This is a genomic window from Rheinheimera riviphila (assembly GCF_004005945.1).
Taxonomy (GTDB): Bacteria; Pseudomonadota; Gammaproteobacteria; order Enterobacterales; family Alteromonadaceae; genus Pararheinheimera; species Pararheinheimera riviphila.
Window position 1 is genome coordinate 126,361 of record NZ_SACS01000006.1, and the last position, 18,482, is coordinate 144,842.

Genomic DNA, 18,482 nt, shown 5'->3' on the forward strand with positions numbered 1-18,482 from the left:
TCACGGGTGACGGCCTAGGCTGTGAGCTGATGCTTATCCTTGCGCCGGGAACTTATGATGAAACCGACCAGATCCAAGAACCTTTTCGCCAGACGTTTATTGCTGTGGTTACCAGTGGCATTGCTACTGTGGCTTGGGTTGTTGCTGGGATGCGCTTTGCCGCAACCGCCGTTACCTACGTTGAGTAATCAACCGTTACTTATTCACAATGTTCAGCTGGTGAATGTAGTCACCGGCGACATTGTGCCTGGCCAATCCGTGTGGATTGAGCAGGGCAAAATTCAGCGCATTACTACCACTGCCAACGATTTTGCAGCAGATCCGGCAACGGGCAACTGGCATCAAATCAACGGCAACAACCAGTATTTAATTCCCGGTCTGCAGGATATGCACACCCATAGCATGCAACTGGCGCCGCAACTGCAGCATCCACTGTGGCTGGCGGCTGGCGTGACCTCGGTGCGCGATATGTCAGGTTGCATGGCGGCCAGCGACAGTTTTGTGGCATGTAGCGCAGATAGAAAACGCTGGCAACAGCAACTCCAGCAAGGTGTGCGCAGCAGTCCACGCTATCCGCTGCAAAGCAGTTTTGCGCTGAATGGCGGTGCCGAAGTGCCAGACGGCATGCCGGCTTTTCTGAAACTGCAAAGCGCAGCGGATGCCAAAGCATTGGTTGAATATTATCAACAGCTTGGTGTTGATCAGTTAAAAATTTATGAGCAACTGAGTCTGCAACAGTTTCAATGGCTTGCTGCTGCGGTAACAGAGAATGCCGCCAAACCCACCGGCATCACGCTCGCTGGCCATCAGCCTTGGCTAGTGCCATTGGAAAACGCCATTGAAGGCGGGTTAAAAAGCCTGGAGCACGGCCGGGTGTTTCTGTTTGAATGTTCGACCGCGATTGGCCCTTATAAAGCGCAGCCGATACGCGAAGGCCTGATCACCGCTCTGGTATGGCAACAAATTCTGGATTCGCAGGACGAGCAACTTTGCCAGCAAAAAATGCAGTTGCTGGCGGCATCTGATAGCTGGTGGAGCCCGACTTTACTCACCTTGCAGCTTGGCGCCAAAGCGATGTTGCCCCAGTTTCGGGCGGATCCGCGGTTGAACACTGTCCCGTGGCTGCTACGAATATTGTGGCAGGCCGATGCGGATGCTATGGCTGAGCGCGGCCGAATTGTTGATGAGCAAGGTAATGCGCAATATCCGCAGCAACAAGCTTTTGCACTGGCGCTACAGCATGTGCAGATGGCACAGCAACTGGGCGTAAAAATCATCGCCGGTACCGACGCACCGGACTCTTTTGTGTTTACCGGCAGTGGCTTACACGACGAGTTAGCCCTTTATGTGCAAGCGGGTTTCACACCGTTGCAAGCCTTGCAAACCGCCACACTGAACGCCGCACGGTACCACGGTACCTCCGATCGCAGTGGCCAGATAGCGGTGGGTTTTGACGCTGATTTAGTGTTGTTGGCAGCCAATCCGCTGACCGATATTCAGGCGCTACGCCAGGTGCAAGGACTGGTGATTGCAGGTCAGTGGTATGATCAAGACAGGTTAATGCAGTTGCAGCAATTTGCCATCGGGCAAGCCGGTAGCCTGCGCATCAACCTACAGCTGATGTCCGGTGCACTTCAAAGCGCGACCTTCCGCCAGCAGTTTGCCGACTAAATTGTGAGCATGACCCAATAATAATTTAGGGACTGGTGCGTTGCACAGCTGCGCTGCCATCCGGTAAATAACGCAGTGGATCCTGCGGATAACCATTGCGCCATAATTCAAAATGCAGATGCGGGCCGGTAGCGCGACCAGTTTTGCCGACCAGACCAATTTGCTGGCCAGCCTGCACAAAATCGCCAATTTGCACGTCAATCCGCGATAAATGCGCCGACAAGCTTTGTAGCTTGTCGCCATGTTCAATCAGCACCACTTTGCCAAAAGCATCACTTAAACTGCCCATGTCGGCGTTCAGCACCACGCCGGAACTGGCGGCATACACCGGTGTGCCCTGTGGCGCGGCAAAATCGACGCCGTGATGTTTGCGGTTGCGGCTTTTCACAATGTATTTGGCGAACATCGAACTGACGCGCGAGCCCGGCACCGGATGGACAAAAGGCGGTGGTGGTGGCGCACTGCGAAATTGCGGTTCGCGCTGCACTGTGGGAGCCGTTGTTTGCGGTGGTACACTACTGCAAGCTGCCAGCAGTAATACTGCCAGTAGCAGGCTAAAACGGCTTTTTTGCCAGCGTAAAGGCCAAAAAACAGGGTGCTGCATCAAGGTTTCCAAGATGATGAAATAGCAATGCAACAGTGTCGCTGGTTCTGGCTGTTGCTTCAAGTCTGCGTGAGGAGCTGGCCGTGCAATGGGTGAAAAAGTCTGCACTTTGCGGTGTTCGCAGGTTCAACTGGAGTGAGTATGGTATCTGTAGTGACAAATCATTGCTGTTTTGGTGATGTAAATGCCCGTTTTCGGGTTTATCTGGCTGCGCCGCCAGCGATGGAGGCTTATCAGCAGCTATCCGGTGTTCAGCCACTGCAAGCCGGTGAGATTGACCAGATTTACCGGCATTGTGGCAACGGCTGGCGGAAGATTTTTAATGTCTACGCTAAGTTATTATTCGCGCTGCCCCCAACGCATTTTGCCTTTGCCACTCCGGCGTCGAGCTGGCAGCAGTTTCGTGATCTACAACTACTGCAAGCCGGTTCCGGCACGGCATTGTGTTTCAGTGCGCCACAGTTTGGTAAAGAGGATGTTTTTCACCTAATTGCCGGCCGCACCCTGGCCAAGCATTTGATCACGCAGGGACTCGAAGCTGATTTACATTGGCTGTCGTCAGAATTTGCGGTCGACCCTGCCCGAAAATTATTAGTCACGCCGTTTTTTGACTACCGTCAGCTGAATAATGAAAAAATTACGGTCAGTGCAAAGCTATTGCAGTTATTGGCAGATCAGGTGAGCGAAATTGAACGGTTTTTGGATTGCAGCAGTCAGCTTGGGTCTAGCGGTTAATGTTAGAAAATGGCGGGCATACCTCACCCGATGTCGGGTGGACTTACCGACGAGAGTCCACCACGCAATGGCTTTAATAGCGTCGGTTTTATTCGCTGTTCGCTTTGGTGTTTTCAGTCAGATTAAACTCAATCTCAGCACCATCAATTAAAGTGAAAAAACCTTCTTTGTCAGAGAGTTGCAAATCCGCCCACATCCTGACTGTATTAAATTCCGGCGATAAATTCGTCAGCACACTACTGGCGGTAAAAATGTATTGTTCTGGTTTGGCGGCAGTCGCAAGGTGTTGTTGCAACTCGCGAAATTTTTGTTTGCCGCTGTCACTCAGCACAAAAACATAACTTTGCACCGGCACCGGCGGGCTGAACCAACCATCATCCATTTGGCCGACGGTTTTGGAGATCATCCGCACTGCAAACTTCTCGTCGTATTGGTGTTCTGCTGACGAAATGTATAGCTGTAGCTGTGTTCTTTTTGGATCCAGTTCTGCTTGTGTTGGCAGCTGTAACCGGATGCGAATTTCATCGGCTTGCAGCTGGGTCAGGTTTTCAGGGCCAAAACCACTGAGTTTCGCCATCGTCGACAGCGGGATGCTGGCACAGCTGCCAAGTAAGCAGCAGAGGAGCAGGAGCAGAATGGCTGCAGGCGTTAACATCAAACGGCAGGCAGACTGTGGTTTTTGCATCAATAACATTTGTGTCTCGTCCTTGATTACACATAAATTTATGTCCCGAAAATTAACAGTAAATTTACCCAGCGACAAGGCTTCGCGATGTTAATTCCTAAAATTTGAGTTGGTTTTTTTACTTACCCGAAACTTAGTGTCTAGACTTGAACCACACCTCCGGTTGTCTCAATAAGAAGATGACGATGAAATGTATGCATTTCCGCTCTTGGGCGCTTTGTTGGTTGACCTTTTTCTCTTCATTGGCGCTGGCTAGTTCATCCGCCTCGCTGGATCAACTGGAAGCATTGATCAGGCAGCAGGAACATCCGGCGGCCTGGCAATTAGCGCAACAACTACAGTCCGAACAGGAAGGTGATCCCCGTTTTGACTATCTGTTCGGCTTGGCGGCCAGATCCTCCGGCCATGTTCATCAGGCGGTGTTCGCACTGGAGCGGGCCTTGTCGTCGCAACCACAATCGTCGGACATTCGGCTGGCGCTGGCGGTCAGCTATTTTGATCTGGGCAATTTGCCCGCAGCCGAACGTGAGCTGAAACAACTGGAAAAGGCTGCATTGCCAGAACGTGCCGCAACCTTGGTACAAACTTATCTGCAACGAATTAAAAAACTGAGTAACCCAGAACATGGTTATTGGCAGAACTGGCTACAGCTGGGTGCCGGCAGTGACAGTAATCCGAATAGTGGGGTTGACGAGGATTTTTTCTTCATTCCGTTACTGGGGCAGGTGCGTTTATTCGAGCAGAGTCAGGAGCGGGACAGCAGTTTTTATGAAATGCAGGCGCAGCTGAACTTTACGCTGCCGCAGGATCAACATTCAGCCTTTTATCTGTCGGCCGGTGCGCTGCACAGCGAATACAGTGAGGACGTGGTGTTTTCCCGCACTTACGCCAGCGCTGTCGCCGGATATCAGACCCGCTGGCGTGGTTATCAGCTGGCGGGCGAATTGTTTTACCGGCCCATCCAACTGGATGGCAGCAGTTACCTTGACTATCAGGGGCTGAAAACCACGGTCAGTTACCCGTTATGGGAAAGTTTTGAGTTGGGTTTGGATCTAACCTATGCCCGCCAATCTTATGCTGAGCTGACCACTTTGGACAAAAAACAGCTGCTGGCGGAAGGGTGGCTATCGACCCGAACCGGCCGCGCCGAGCATAAGTTTCAGCTGCGTTGGGGCATGGATGACAGTGATCAGACCCGCACCGACTTTAACAACCGTGATTATTACGGACTGGGTTATCGCTGGCAGTTGTTGCTGGATCAGCGCTGGACCAGCAGCGTATCGCTGGATTATCTGAACGGCGCCTATGACGAGCTGCACCCGCTGTTCCGGTTGGTGCGGGATGACAGTTACTACCGCGCCGAGTTGGAGCTGAGCTACAGCCTCAGTCCACAATGGCGCGCCCTGGCTGCGGTCAGTCATCTGCGCAATAACAGCAATATCACCATTTACCAATACCAGCGGACACGTGGCTGGATAGGAGTCCGATATGCATTCTAGATCCAGCCGTTGCTGTGTTGTCGCGTTCATCGTGCTGCTGTGGCAATTGCCGCTGCTGGCCGAAGAAGCAGCGGGCAAAACCATCATGGCCAGAGGCTCAGTACAAGCCAGTGCCGAGCAGCAAAGCCGGGCGCTGAAACGCCAATCGCCGGTCTTTGGGGTGGATTTGGTCAGCACCGGGTCAGAGAGTAGCAGTCAACTACGGATGAAAGATGGCGGATTGTTGTCGATGCATGCTGACACTGAGCTGGCGATCCGGAATTATCCGTCTGGTCAGGGCGGGGCTCAAGGCGCGGTGTCGATGGATTTACTAAAAGGCGGCCTGCGAACCATCACCGGTTCTTTGCCGCAATCGGCCAAGGACTATCAACTGAACACGCCGGTGGCGACCATCGGCGTGCGCGGTACCCATTATGAAGCGGTGCTGCAGCAAGGCGATCTGTATCTGGCTGGCTGGGACGGCATTATTGATATTCGGGTGACGGTACCTGGCGCTGATCAGAGTTTTTCGCTGGGGCCAGAGCAACCATTTCGTTTTGCCATCGTGCGGGCAAATGGCGAAGTTGAGTTGCTGCTGCGGGCGCCAACGATTTTTGCTGCCGGACAACCCGGCACCTTAGCGGATCAAACGGAATTTACCGGCCAGCAACTGACGGCAGCTATGTCAGATGGCGGCCTGGACCTGTTCGTAAAAAGCCCGGCGCTGGCAAGGGATGCCAGTGGTGTTGATTTTTATGACAACAGCTATCTGACGGCCGGTTGGGGGATGGACACTATCACCCGCAGCGGCATCGCCAGTTTTGACCAGCTCAGCCAACACAGTTTCAGCAGTACTGCAGGTTCACTGTCAGACTTGAGTATGTCGATGGAAATAGATTTTGACAGTGCCTGGGTGCCGTCTGGCCAGCTGTCTTTTACTGACGCCGGTGGCGAGTGGTTCGCCACTTTTAACGGCGTATTTGGCGAACAATCGCTGGAGCTGTTTATCAATTTTGCCAGTCATGGCAATCAGGTGGCAGATGGCAGTATCAGCGGTGTCTTTATCAATGATGCCACCGCCATTCTTGGCAATCTGAATCTGGCTGAACTGGATCATCCGACAGTCCGGCTGGATGGTGGTTTTGTGTTGACTGAGCAGCCCTGAGGAGTGAGCTATGCGAACTATCCGTGAGTTGTTCGGCCTCATCGTCGGCTTATTGATTGGATACGGTCCCCTGGGGGCGGCTGAAGTGCAGGCCGCCGATAGTACTGGGCGTTTTATCCAGCCAAAGGCCGCGGTGTCCGTTTCCGGTAACCTTGTGCTGTCCGTTCAGGCGCAGGATGCTGATGGGCTGGCCAGGGTACATGTCAGCTTCGGTCAGAATGCCCGCGCACTGGAGCTGTGTCAGTCAGCGCAGCAATGTCAGGGTAATAGCTTCAATACCACCCGGACCAATATCGATCCGGCGGCTTATGGTGCCAGCCCCGGCACCTTAAATTTGCAGCTCTGGGTCACTGACAGCAGCGGTCAGAGTACCGCTGTGGCAACCAGCACAATCATCTGGCAACCGACAGGTCGCAGTGCGCTGACCATAGCGCGCAGTGCCGATGGCACCACTATCAATCTGAGTTGGAATGCCAATCCGGCGGTGCTGCGTTACAACCTGTATCTGGCAAGTGTGCCGGGTGTGAATCGCCTGACGTACCGGCAATTAGCGGATGGGCAAGCCAAACTGGCGGTTCGCAATGCGGCAGAAAGTTTTAGTAGTCTGGATCCGGCAAAATCTTATTATGTATTGGTGACCGGCGTCAGCGGAAGCGGCGAATCTGCGGTGGCGGCAGAGACGTTGATCCCGTCAGCGCTTGCTGCCAATGAACCGCCGCTGGCGCTCAATGACAGTTATACCACCCTCACCAATCAGCCGCTGCTGGTGCCTGTTGATCAGGGTCTATTGATTAACGACAGTGATCCGGATGGCGACACGTTGACCGTCGATAGCACACCGGTGAGCGGGCCTGTCTCCGGTACGTTGTTGTTGCAGGCTGATGGCGCTTTTACTTATACCCCAGCAACCGATTTCAGTGGCAGTGACAGTTTTGTTTATCAAATCAGCGATGGCAAAGGTGGTTTTGCACAAGGCACCGTCAGCATTGCTGTGGATCCGCTGATCGCGAATATCGCTGGCCAATCGCTGAGCATGAGCGGAGCTTTTTTGTATCTCGGGCAGGGTGAAAGTCCGCTGGGCAGTGAGGTCGGTACGGGTTTGTATCGCATTGGCGATTGCGTACAGCTGGTCGACACCCGTTGTACCATGACGGGTCGTTATCAGGAATCAGCCCTGAGTGGCCATGAACCGGGGCAACAAGGCAATTTCAGTTTTGTGATGACTTATCCTGGACTGGCTGATTCGCCGGTTTTGGCCAGATCCATCGCGCCAAATAGCAACAGCCTGCAATTTGTCGGCGCTAATCCGGCCCGGTTTGAACTTAGTTTGTTCCCCGATAGCGGTGGCAAATTCAGTGGTTTGTTTCCGGCAGTGCCTTTTATCGATTCTTTGAATTTTGGCGCTTTTATCGGACCTGGCGCCACCTGTAGCGGGCTGGCTGCCTTTTTACCTTGCAGTATTGGTCAGGTTGGGCGTGTGGCGGGCGCCAGGATTATGGCCACCCTTAACTTATTGTCGTTCACCATTCCGGGGTCGGCATTAAATAATCCGGGGCCGTTCCCGGCTGTGGCGAACAACGATGTTTTTCCGGCGACGATAAATACCACGCTGAATGTGGCTGCGCCTGGGGTGCTGGGTAACGATCAGGAAGGCAAAGGATTGCTGCAAGGGAATCAGTTGGAAATCAGAACCACCTTTAATCCTGGGTTAGGGTCGCTGGTCGGCGCGGCGGCGAATGAGTATCAGCAGGCGCTGTATTTATACCCGGCTTTTGGCGCTGTGATCCATAGCCTTACCCGGCTCGGGATGAATATAGGAACCCTTGGGATGCAAGGCGGCGGTGCCAATGATGTGGATCTTGATATTGCTGCAGCAGCCTTTCGGTTAAAGGATGTGCAAATACCGCAGGGGAGTTTATTGATTTTTAACGGCGAATCCGGCGTGACCGAAATTTATGCCATTGACGCTAAAACCGGCACCTTGCTCAGCCAACTGGATACTGCTTTTGGTGCCAGCCATGTGGTGGGGGGGGCTTATAATCCGGTCACAAATACCATCTGGCTGATCCAGGACAACCTACCGGCCGGCAGTCAGGGTAATCTGGTGGCACAAATTGATCCGATCACCGGACAGGTGCTGAGCAGTTTTAATGTCATGACGCCTGAGGTGTCTTTTGACGTCAGTTTCGGTGATCTGCATATCAATCCGCATAATGGCAACATTTTGCTGGTCAGTAGTATCCAGTCTGCGATGGCGGAGTTTGATGTCAATGGCAAGCTGCTGCGGCTGTTGCCATTCCCGCCTGGCGTCGCGACCGTCAGTGGCCTGGCGGTAAGTGCGGATGGCGAATTGTTATGGTTGGTTTCGACCAGCGGCGCGGTTTATGAACTTGGTTTTGCCAATCAGGGCGTGGTGCCAACACTCAAAGCGACATTAGTCACGGGCCCGGCCAATGGCACTGTGCTGTTGCGTCCTGATGGCAGCTTCAGCTATACACCCAATGTCGGTTTTAGCGGTGCAGACAGCTTTACTTATCAGGTGACGGGGGCTTTTGGTGGTTCCAGTCAGAATACCGTGGTGATTAATGTGTTATAGCAGTAGCAGTGAGGCTGGCGGCGGCACTGACACCGGGCAAAAACAATGACCCGATCCAGACTGAGAAAGTGGCTGGCGCGCCAAAGTATGCCGTTGTTGTTATTGGCCTTAGTGCTGACATTACAATGGTTGCCGCCGCCGGGTTTGGAGCGCAGTCTGCTGCGTTTGGAAGGTTTGTTGTATGACGCCAAGGTGCAATATCTGCCGCCCTGGCCGCGCAGTGTCAGCAATATTCAGATTGTTGATATTGATGAAGCCAGTCTGCATGAAATTGGCCGGATGCCCTGGGATCGCAGTCAGTTCGAGCGTCTGACGACCAGGCTGGCGGAAGCCGGTGCGGTGCTGGTGGTTTATGACGTGTTGTTTTCTGAGCCGCAGGCCAATGTGGCGCTGACGGCGCTGCACAGCTGGCCGCAGCAAGCAACGTTGTCAGATGGACAGCGCCAGAGTTTGCTGACCTATGCCGCAGGGTTGGATCCCGATTTACAGTTCGCCGCAACAATGCAATCGGTCGAAGTGGTGCTGGCGAACGTGCTGCACCGCCATGGCAGATTGCGCACCGGTCAAATCGGCCACATCAGTGATACCGGCCAGACTGTCCAGCAAAGCGTGCAACAACAGCGCCCTGCCGGTACCACGCCTTTTGAACCTTTTAGCGGCTTTGCCGCGCCTATCTCCAGCCTGGCAAATGCCGCCAGCGGTCAGGGTTTTATCAATGCCGAGGCGGATGCCGACGGCTTTATCCGCCGGGTCGCGCTATTGCATGAACTGGACAAGCAGCTGTATCCGTCGTTGGCACTGGAAGCGTTCCGGGTTTATAGCCTGGTTGAACAGTTGCAACCAGCTTGGTTGCAACAGGCGGGTCACGCTTATCTGCAAGGTGTGCAGATTGGTAACAGCCTCATCCGCACTGACCAACAAGGCCGGATCCTGATCCCGTTCCGGGGTGGTGCCCGCCATTATCCATACAGTTCGGCGGCCGATGTGCTGCGGGATCGGATTGATGATCAGCGGTTTGATCAAGCGGTGGTGTTTGTCGGGACTTCGGCGACTGGCCTGGCTGATTTGCAGGCGACCCCGACTTCGTTGACCTTTCCTGGCGTAGAAATTCACGCCACGGTATTTGATGGTCTGATGGCGCCGGACAGTTTGCCGTACCGGCCAGACTGGTGGGCGGGGGCCATGTTGCTACAGCTGCTGATGTTGGGCATGTTCTGCCTGTGGTTGTTTCCAAGGCTTGGCCCTTTATCAAGCGTTGCTGCTGCCTTGTTGTTGATGTTGCTGGCGGTGGGGGTGAATCTTTGGTTATGGCGGGTGCAGGTGCTTGATTTACCGCTGTTAAATCTACTGCTGCTGCTGGTTTTGTTGTCGGTTTATTACATCAGTTATGGCTTTGTCCGCGAGACGCGGCGGCGTAAACAGATCAACGCGGTGTTTGATCAATATCTGCCACCGGCGCATATTCAGCGACTGCTGGATGATCCGGGCTCGGTCAGTCTGGCCGGTGAAAAAAAGCAATTATCGGTGCTGTTTTGCGATATCCGCAGTTTTACCGCGATTTCCGAGCAAATGTCGGCGCAGGAGTTGAAGCTGTGGCTAAACCAGTATTTTTCAGTGATGACGCAGGCCATTCAGGCTCACGATGGGACCATCGACAAATATGTCGGGGATATGGTGATGGCGTTTTGGGGCGCACCTTTGGCCGAGCCGGCGCATGCCAGTAAATCCATCCTCGCGGCTTTTGCCATGCTGCATGCTTTGGAGCTGTTGAATCAGCAGTATCAGGCTGCCGGGAAACCGGTCGCCCGCATCGGCATTGGCATTCATACCGGCGAGATGAATGTGGGTGATATGGGCTCCGATTTTCGGCGCAGTTATACGGTAATTGGCGATGCGGTGAATCTCGGCTCTCGGTTGGAAGGTCTGACTAAATTTTACGGGGTGCCGCTGCTCGTCAGCGAAGATACCAAAGCCGAGGCCAGCGAGCTGGCATATCTGCTGGTGGACAAGGTGCGGGTGAAGGGGAAGCAGATCCCAATCCGGATTTATCTGCCGCTGGATTCTGACATAAAAGAGCCGTTGTTAAGCCATTGTCAGACATTTGAACAGGCGCTTGCGGCGTATTTTCAGCAGCAATTTATCCAGGCCCGTGAGCAGTTGCTGGAGCTGCAACAGGCTTTGCAGGTAGATGCAAAGTTGCCGGAGCAGCCCAACCTTAGCGGGCTGATTACGCTTTATCTGCAACGGATCGACGCCTTTTTGCAACAGGGACCGGGCGCGGATTGGGATGGCAGCTATTCCCATGCCAGCAAGTGATTGTTGTATTTTTGTTTGAAATCAAATTCAAACCTTTTGATTTCAACAGCCTCAATCTCAACAACTCCGGCGCACTACCGCTGTCGCGGTGAGTGTCGCCCTACGGTATTTTTTATTTTAACAACAATAGCTTAGGCGGAAAATTGGTAGGGCGTACTCACCGCGGCAGCGGTAGTACGCCACTGAGTCATTTAAAACGTTCAATCAACTAACATGCTGCTGTCCTTGGTCAGTAGCAAGCTGTGGATCAGCGGCTGTGCGCTTTGCGGGCTATGTGCCTGTAACGCACGGACAAAATCCATCGCGCTGGCCGGCGTGGCCGGATAACGGTGTTGTTGCCACAGCTGACGGAGCGCCGCCGTAATCACTGCATCGCCGACTGTTGCCCGTAATTTTGCAAAGACCAAAGTGGCGCGGGAATATTGATCATAAGACTCGTCGGCATCGACCAGACTTTTTTGTTCGGATCTGCTGCCGGCTAGCGCGCGGCTGTACCGTTGCTGCTCAAAATCAACCAGCGCCTGCATCGCATCAATCCCAAAATGCTGCTCAATCAACACCAGTTCAGCGTATTTCGCCAGTGACTCCACCAAAAACGCGCCATCGCCCGGCACGCCATTGCCAATGCCATGACCAAACCACTGATGCGCTACCTCATGCACCGCGCGCCGGTAGACCTGACTAAAACCGGCGTCCGCCGCGGCAACTGCCCGCACACCAACCCGATGATTAATCAGCACTAGTTGCGGCAAGGCGTAGCCGGTCGGGCCGACGTCCGGCATCATCACTAACCGCAGCGCATCACCGGGGTAAGCGCCGACTTGCTGCGAAAACCAGTGCAGTGTTTGTTGCATCGCCTGCATATTGAGTTCGGTGGCTGCATTGTATGTTGGGCTATAAATTTCCAACTGAATGCCATCTTGGATGGCCTGCTGCGGTTGCCACGGCACCGCAATCACCGCTGGCAAATTGCGCACAGCGTCTGTGGTTTTGTAATGAAAATACTGCCGGTTTTGCTGTTGCCATTGCCGGATTAATTTTCCGGCGGCAATACCCTGATAACCCTGCGGCACCGAAATGATAGTCTCAAGTTGCGCCCAGTCGTAGCGTGCGCTGGCAGGAGTCGCAGTGGCTGCCAGGACTGAGGGTTGAGTTTCTGCCTCAGGCAAAGGTGCTAAGCCAAACTCTGCCCTGGTTTTAGCATCCCGAAGCCGCAGTTCTGGCATAAATCCTACCTGTGGCAGCAGGTGTAATAACCGCAGATAACTAAATTCCGACCGCAACACCTGATGCATCGGCGAAGTGGCGATTGCATGCTGAGTTAACTGCAAATTCACGGTTAGCTGGGTGGTCGCGCCTGATGCCAGCGGTTGGTCGAACTGATAAATGCGCTGCTGATGCTCGGTTTTTTGCGGTATTTGTTGCGGGATTAACTGCGCGCCATCGAGGTCAATGCTCTGCAATGCTTGCTGATCTGCGATATCGCCGGGCAGCGTGACTAACAGCTGCGTGATAGGCGTCGAATGTGGATTGGTCAGGGTCAACGTCGCTGCAATGGTTGCTTGTTGTGCTGCCGGGTATAGTCCGACTTGCAGCTGCACTTTGCTCACCACCGGTTGTGGTTGGTGTTGCCACTGTTGATACAGCTGTTCATAAGCGGCGCGCTGGGCCTGACGCTGCTGCGGGGTTTCCAGCGCCCCTGCCTGCTGCAATTGCTGATGGATATGCAGCCCTTGGGTCAGCCATAACATTGCCAGCACTGCTGCAAAAAGTCCAAACGGGTTGCTCAGCCGCTGGCGGGGCGCGCTGGTGCCGGTACCACGGTGATAATGCTGCATCGCTAACAGCCACAGCGTCAGCGCCAATAATCCCCAAAAGACCAGATAGGGCCAGAAACCGCCGTTGCTGAAATGACCGCTGGCACTATCATTGGCAATGGTACTGGCGATGGTGCTGCCCACCGATCCCTGATAACCCCACAGAGCATCCGGCATCGCCAGTTGCGTCTGACCCACCCGCCACAACGGATGTTGTAACTCCAACATGTCCGGCAGTGGTGATAGGCCAAACAACAACAGCACAGCCACCACAGCATTGGCTCGTAGCGGTGAGCGCAGTAGCGCATGACAGGCCAGCAGTAGCATGCCCCACAGCAATAACGGCGAGAGTGTAAACAAACCCTGTTGCAGATATTCATCAAACTGGATCGGGATGTGCGACAGTAATTGCGCCATGGCCACGGCGCTGAAACTCAGCACCACCAGCAGTAATGTCAGTAACCACAACACCGCCAGCTGACTGCAGAGTTGCACCACTCCCGATACCGGCGTCGCGGCGATCAGGCTGTCAAAGCGCAGTTGCCGGTTGAGCCAGCTAAGCTGACTGGCCCAAAATGCCAGCAGCAATAAGCCAAATCTTGGCAGGACGTCCCAGTTAATCCGGTTCAGCGCATCGCGACTGTCCGGCTGCAGCCGGCTCAGCGCTTCGGCATACCCCAAGCCGGTAAATACCTCACTGAACACCAGCCCGATTAGTAATAGCAACGCCAGCACGGTACTGCGTTGACGCAATAACTGCAGCCATTGCAAGCGCAGCAGACTGCCAAAACTTTGCCAGTTGGAGCTTGCTGGGGTGACTGTTCTGAAGTCAGCAGTTTGTGGCTGTCCTGAATTTGATCCGCCTAGTGAATGGCTGTCCTCAATTGCTGGTGCTGAATTGGTGGCTGTCCTGAATTGAAATTTCGTGGATTGAAGCTTTGATAGTGATGGCTTGGCAGCCCACGCCCGCCAAAACAGCAGGGCGCTGCTGCCAACAATCAGCAACCGGTTCAGCAGCACGGTGGCGTCTGGGGTGATGGACGCACTGTTTTGCAGTTGCACCAACCAGGGCGTCAGGGCATAGGGATCGAGATACAGCATCAACTGCGACAACCACGGCGATACCGGCTGACTTTTCGCCATCACCGGTGAGCCGGTCGCGGCAGCCAGCAACACATAACCAAGCCAGCACACTGCTGTCAGCAAATATAACAGCGCCGGATGGGGTGTCTTGCGGCTACACCACAGTTGCAGTGCGACCAACAGCAGCAATGCCGGCAGTTGTTGCAGCAAAAATAGCTGTAACGAAATCCAGCATAAACTTGCTAAGGTAACTGCTGTGGCTTGTGGATTGATGCCAAACCAGACACCGGCGATGGCCAGAAACTGCAATAAAATTTGCACGCCCAGCACCACCATCAGTAAACCACCGGCCCGGCTGCAGCACCATTGCCAATCGGTCAGTGGGGTGACGCCGGTGAGCTCGGTCATGCCATGTTGCCGGTCGCGTAAAAATGCCAGCGGTGCCAGCGCACCAATCAACAGCACTTGTAACATCATCAGTAGTTTGGTGTGGGTGAACAGCAACTCTTTCTGCGGTTGTGCAGTTTGCAGGTCGTTGCCAATGGTAGCCAAAGCAGCAAATGCCAGAGCCAGACAGAGTGCCAGCCAACACAAGGGCTGCACCCGATAAAATCGCCATTCGTTGCGCAGTAACGGCAGCAGCCTGGGTTTGCCCACAACCTGGTTGTTGAATGCGTCGCTGTGTGCTGAGATGTTTTTTAAAGAGTTACTTAACATGCGATCTGCTCCTGCTGTGCGGAGGCCGCCGCCAGTGTCAGAAAATAACAATCTTGCAGTGATGCAGTTACAGCGCTAAAACCTTCCCCGGGGCACGCTGGTGCATAACATCGTAGTTGTGGCACACCACGCAAATAACTGCGTTGCAGCAGCTGGGTTTGCGCTGGCAAGCGGCCAGGTTCGCCACTGTAGCTCCAGATCTGGTCGTGCAAAGGCGCAATTAACGCCGTGGTATCGCCCTGCAGCACAATCTGCCCCTGCAGCATGATCGCCACCTGCCGGCAAAGCTGCTCGATATCGTCGACAATATGACTCGACAGCAACACCAGCCGGTCGCGGCTAATTTGCGCTAATAAATTGTGTAATTGCTGCCGTTCCAGCGGATCAAGGCCAGCACTGGGTTCATCCAGGATCAACAACTTCGGATCGCCAAGCAGCGCCTGCGCGATGCCAAATCGCTGGCGCATGCCACCGGAAAAATTCGCCACTGCTTTATGGGCGACTTTGGTTAAATTGGTTTTCGTCAGCAATTCATCGATCTGTTGCTGGCGAAGTCGCCGATCAGTCAGGCCTTTCAGTACCGCGATATGCTCCAGCAATGCCCGGCACGACAAATGCGGATACACGCCAAACTCCTGCGGCAAATACCCGAGTTGACGGCGCAGTTGCTGCGGTTGCTGCAACACATCCACGCCGTTAAAGCTGATTTGGCCGCTGTCAGGCTGCTGCAAAGTGGCGATGGTGCGCAGTAAACTGGATTTACCGGCGCCATTGGGGCCCAGCAGCCCAAAAATGCCGCAGCTGGCATTGAGATCCAGCCCGCGCAGCGCGGCGGTACCGTCCGGATAGGTTTTGTGCAGTTGGTTGATGTGTAGCATGGGTGTCCTTGCCTGTGGCAGTTTGGGGATATTCAGCAATATCCGCCAACTTAAGCTGCTGCCTGATGTGCCTCAACTGACGAATGACCAAGTTGCCACTTGGTGTGACCAAAGTAGGTGGCTAGCTTGGCGAGTTTGATTTGATGGATATCGCGCGGTCAAAACAGCCGATCCTGGTCAAACGAGTCGCAGCTTTTGCCATTTCATCAGCGCAAACTCAGGTTTTGTCCGCGCTCTGATGACAAGCCGCCACAACACAGGCAGCATAAGCAGATTGTTATTCCTGAGTATTTCAATGTGGCCATTAAGCAACCCAAAGCACTGACGCTAACAACTACGCTTAAAGCTGCAGCCCTGTTTCCGCTATTGCCGGTGCTGCTGGTGTGGTTATGGGCGGCGTTGCAACCGCAGATGGCGCTGCAGCTGGCGGATAACAAGTTATTCTGGTCACATGCTGGGTTGCTGTTATGGCTATTTCTGCCGCTGTTATTCGCACAGGCCCTGCTCAGCTGGTTGCACTTGCAGCAAAGCCCATCGCGCTTGACCAAAAGCTTGGTGTTGCTGTTGTGGGTTGCCGGCATGCTGGTCTATCCGACGTTGATGGTGCTGACGAATCTTGCACCAGCGGTCAGCTTTAGTTATTGGTTGCTGGCGGCTGGCCTCTCGCTGTTGTATTGGCTGCATTTTTTTTACCAGCGGAATTACCAGCTTAGCTACCAGCATAAGCTGCAACAAGGGGCTCGCTCGCGTTGGCAATGGTTGTTGTCATTGGATGCCGTGTTGATCTTGCTGCTGCTGACCTGGACCATCGCCTGGTCATTATTGCTGGTGTCGCATCCACCTGGTTTTGCCGGGCAACCGATCCCCATCCAGATCGACGGGCAACGACTATGGCAACACCCCGGATTATTTCTAAGTTATCTGTGTCAATTCAGTGTGTTAGCCGCAACGATGTGGCTGTGCTATTGGCTCAACCGCTATTGGCTGATCCGACGGATTTTGGCGCACTATGGTTTATTGCCATTTGTGCTGGTCAGTCTGACGTTGATGTTATTGAGTTATCCGCTGTTATCTGCGCTGTTACTGCAACTGCCGATGAATCAGGTGGCAGTGCCGGCGTTACCGGGCGGTGGGCCGAATCCTTTTGACTGGTATAACTTTAACTTTATGTTATTTCAGTGGTTATTCACCACGCCGCTGATCCTGGCTTTTGACAGACAACAGCAGGAAAGTAGGTTGGCGCACATTCAGCACCAGCAAATTCAGACTGAATTGTTGTTGCTGCAGCAGCAAATTAATCCGCATTTTTTGTTTAATACGCTGAATAACCTGTATGCGTTGTGCCTGATGAAATCAGATAGCGCGCCCACGCTGATTTTGCAGCTGGCGGATTTGTTGCGATACGTGGTGTATCAGGGGCAGCAGTCCCGGGTGACGTTGCAGCAAGAGCTTCGCTATCTTCGGGATTATCTGGCGCTGCAGCAGCTGCGGGTTAGTAATAAAACCCGGCTGGAGATCAGTTTCCCGGATGACGTCAGTCAGCTGCAGTCGCCCCCTTTGTTATTGCCTCCTTTGTTGCTGATCATGCTGGTCGAAAATGCCTATAAACATGGCGTTGAAAATTCGACCGAACCCAGCTGGATCCGCTTGTCGGCTGAGGTAAAGGGACAAAAGCTGTATTTTCGTTGTGACAACAGCAGGCCTGCTTCGGCGACAGCAACAAGTGATGGTTGCTTGGGGCTGGACAATCTGCGGCGGCGGTTGCAGTTGTATTACGGTACTGAATTTATGCTGCAAAGTCAGCCGGATGGTGCGAATTGGCGGGCAGAGCTGCAACTGAATCTGGAGGCCGGATGAACCAACCGCTACAGCTGCTGATTGTCGATGACGAACCACTGGCACATCAGGTGTTACTGCATCATTTAGCGGCGGATCCTGATGTGCAAGTGGTGGCGCAATGTTACAACGCCGCCGAAGCACTGGCGGTGCTGGCGCATCAGCCGATTGACCTGATGTTGTTGGATATTCAGATGCCGGTGTTGACTGGCCTGGATATGCTCAAAGTGCTGGCCACCCCGCCGCAGGTGATTATTACCAGTGCCTACGCCGAATATGCGCTGGATGGATTTGCGCTGGATGTGACCGATTATTTGCTCAAACCAATCAGTGCCGGGCGACTGCAGCAGGCGCTGGAGAAAGTACGGCGGCGCCAGTTAGCGCGCACTTTACTTGCTGCTGGTGCGCAGCCGGAGTTACCGCAAGCTTTGTATCCAATCGCAGCACCAACATCAACATCAACACCAACAGCACCGCAGCCAGCAGCAGCCTGTTTTATTGTGCTAAAAGTCGAACGCGAACTGCGTAAATTTGAACTGGCGCGGATCAGCTGTTTTGAAGCTTATGGTAATTACGTCAAAGTCTGGCAAAGCGGGCAGATGACGCTGGTCAATTCGACCTTAAAACAGATCCATTCCCAGTGTGAAAACGCCGGTTTTGTGCAGGTGCATAAGTCGTTTTTGGTCAATAAACAGCAGGTGATTGCTCTCGACAGCCACAAAGTGCAGCTGGCAGATCGGCTGCAAATTAAAATTGGCGAGGCTTACAAAGACAACGCCCGCTCGATTTTGGCGGGAAGATAACCAAGTTCGCGGTCGATGTGCGCCGTTAGTTCCTGTGATAGCCACTGCCTTGAAAAAACGCACAAGCCTTCCCGATTTTCATAAACCGCAGGCCGTTG

At 53.8% G+C, this 18,482-nt stretch carries 12 protein-coding genes; 8 read left to right on the forward strand and 4 right to left on the reverse strand.

Annotated features, from left to right (window positions below; translation table 11 throughout):
- Positions 1-57 precede the first annotated feature (57 nt).
- Positions 58-1,671 (forward strand): amidohydrolase family protein, encoded by a 1,614-nt coding sequence (locus EOE67_RS07795; protein ID WP_164852252.1) that lies wholly within the window; start codon positions 58-60, stop codon positions 1,669-1,671.
- A gap of 25 nt (positions 1,672-1,696) precedes the next feature.
- On the opposite strand, the gene EOE67_RS07800 is transcribed toward EOE67_RS07795, so the two are convergent.
- Complete coding sequence (locus EOE67_RS07800; protein WP_127698473.1) at positions 1,697-2,275, reverse strand: M23 family metallopeptidase; 579 nt, start codon at positions 2,273-2,275, stop codon at positions 1,697-1,699.
- A 141-nt stretch (positions 2,276-2,416) separates the two neighbouring features.
- Between EOE67_RS07800 and EOE67_RS07805 the strand changes: the two genes are divergently transcribed.
- The gene (locus EOE67_RS07805; RefSeq protein ID WP_127698474.1) at positions 2,417-3,010 is read left to right on the forward strand and encodes a DUF6942 family protein; all 594 of its coding nucleotides are present in this window, start codon (positions 2,417-2,419) and stop codon (positions 3,008-3,010) included.
- Between the two features lie 88 nt (positions 3,011-3,098).
- Here EOE67_RS07805 and EOE67_RS07810 read toward each other — a convergent pair whose 3' ends face one another.
- The gene (locus EOE67_RS07810) at positions 3,099-3,704 is read right to left on the reverse strand and encodes a hypothetical protein (protein WP_127698475.1); all 606 of its coding nucleotides are present in this window, start codon (positions 3,702-3,704) and stop codon (positions 3,099-3,101) included.
- A 176-nt stretch (positions 3,705-3,880) separates the two neighbouring features.
- Between EOE67_RS07810 and EOE67_RS07815 the strand changes: the two genes are divergently transcribed.
- From EOE67_RS07815 to EOE67_RS07830, 4 genes are read left to right on the forward strand one after another with little or no spacing between them, the layout of a single operon-like run.
- A complete protein-coding gene (locus EOE67_RS07815; protein ID WP_164852253.1) occupies positions 3,881-5,194 on the forward strand; it encodes a tetratricopeptide repeat protein in 1,314 nt (437 codons plus the stop codon).
- Positions 5,184-6,338, forward strand: a complete 1,155-nt coding sequence (locus tag EOE67_RS07820; protein WP_127698477.1) for a FecR family protein — start codon at positions 5,184-5,186, stop codon at positions 6,336-6,338. The genes EOE67_RS07815 and EOE67_RS07820 overlap by 11 nt, the downstream gene beginning before the upstream one ends.
- Positions 6,339-6,348: 10 nt before the next feature.
- Positions 6,349-8,934, forward strand: a complete 2,586-nt coding sequence (locus EOE67_RS07825; RefSeq protein WP_127698478.1) for an Ig-like domain-containing protein — start codon at positions 6,349-6,351, stop codon at positions 8,932-8,934.
- 45 nt (positions 8,935-8,979) lie between these two features.
- On the forward strand, positions 8,980-11,250 hold the full coding sequence (locus EOE67_RS07830; protein WP_127698479.1) for a CHASE2 domain-containing protein: 2,271 nt from the start codon (positions 8,980-8,982) through the stop codon (positions 11,248-11,250).
- Positions 11,251-11,450: 200 nt separating this feature from the next.
- Here EOE67_RS07830 and EOE67_RS07835 read toward each other — a convergent pair whose 3' ends face one another.
- Positions 11,451-14,867, reverse strand: a complete 3,417-nt coding sequence (locus EOE67_RS07835; RefSeq protein ID WP_127698480.1) for a M1 family aminopeptidase — start codon at positions 14,865-14,867, stop codon at positions 11,451-11,453.
- The gene (locus EOE67_RS07840) at positions 14,861-15,745 is read right to left on the reverse strand and encodes an ATP-binding cassette domain-containing protein (RefSeq protein WP_127698481.1); all 885 of its coding nucleotides are present in this window, start codon (positions 15,743-15,745) and stop codon (positions 14,861-14,863) included. The genes EOE67_RS07835 and EOE67_RS07840 overlap by 7 nt, the downstream gene beginning before the upstream one ends.
- A 297-nt stretch (positions 15,746-16,042) precedes the next feature.
- Here EOE67_RS07840 and EOE67_RS07845 point away from each other — a divergent pair, with 297 nt between their 5' ends.
- Positions 16,043-17,602 (forward strand): sensor histidine kinase, encoded by a 1,560-nt coding sequence (locus EOE67_RS07845; RefSeq protein WP_127698482.1) that lies wholly within the window; start codon positions 16,043-16,045, stop codon positions 17,600-17,602.
- Complete coding sequence (locus EOE67_RS07850) at positions 17,599-18,384, forward strand: LytR/AlgR family response regulator transcription factor (RefSeq protein ID WP_127698483.1); 786 nt, start codon at positions 17,599-17,601, stop codon at positions 18,382-18,384. Before EOE67_RS07845 ends, EOE67_RS07850 begins: the two co-directional genes overlap by 4 nt.
- Positions 18,385-18,482: the final 98 nt, after the last annotated feature.

What these genes read in the sequence shown, in the direction of transcription:
- EOE67_RS07800 (WP_127698473.1), bottom strand. Translation starts at nt 2,275, where the DNA reads ATGCAGCACCCTGTTTTTTGGCCTTTACGCTGGCAAAAAAGCCGTTTT.
- EOE67_RS07840 (WP_127698481.1), bottom strand. Translation starts at nt 15,745, where the DNA reads ATGCTACACATCAACCAACTGCACAAAACCTATCCGGACGGTACCGCC.
- EOE67_RS07835 (WP_127698480.1), bottom strand. Translation starts at nt 14,867, where the DNA reads ATGTTAAGTAACTCTTTAAAAAACATCTCAGCACACAGCGACGCATTC.
- EOE67_RS07815 (WP_164852253.1), top strand. Translation starts at nt 3,881, where the DNA reads ATGAAATGTATGCATTTCCGCTCTTGGGCGCTTTGTTGGTTGACCTTT.
- EOE67_RS07810 (WP_127698475.1), bottom strand. Translation starts at nt 3,704, where the DNA reads ATGTTATTGATGCAAAAACCACAGTCTGCCTGCCGTTTGATGTTAACG.
- EOE67_RS07825 (WP_127698478.1), top strand. Translation starts at nt 6,349, where the DNA reads ATGCGAACTATCCGTGAGTTGTTCGGCCTCATCGTCGGCTTATTGATT.
- EOE67_RS07805 (WP_127698474.1), top strand. Translation starts at nt 2,417, where the DNA reads ATGGTATCTGTAGTGACAAATCATTGCTGTTTTGGTGATGTAAATGCC.
- EOE67_RS07820 (WP_127698477.1), top strand. Translation starts at nt 5,184, where the DNA reads ATGCATTCTAGATCCAGCCGTTGCTGTGTTGTCGCGTTCATCGTGCTG.
- EOE67_RS07830 (WP_127698479.1), top strand. Translation starts at nt 8,980, where the DNA reads ATGACCCGATCCAGACTGAGAAAGTGGCTGGCGCGCCAAAGTATGCCG.
- EOE67_RS07795 (WP_164852252.1), top strand. Translation starts at nt 58, where the DNA reads ATGAAACCGACCAGATCCAAGAACCTTTTCGCCAGACGTTTATTGCTG.
- EOE67_RS07850 (WP_127698483.1), top strand. Translation starts at nt 17,599, where the DNA reads ATGAACCAACCGCTACAGCTGCTGATTGTCGATGACGAACCACTGGCA.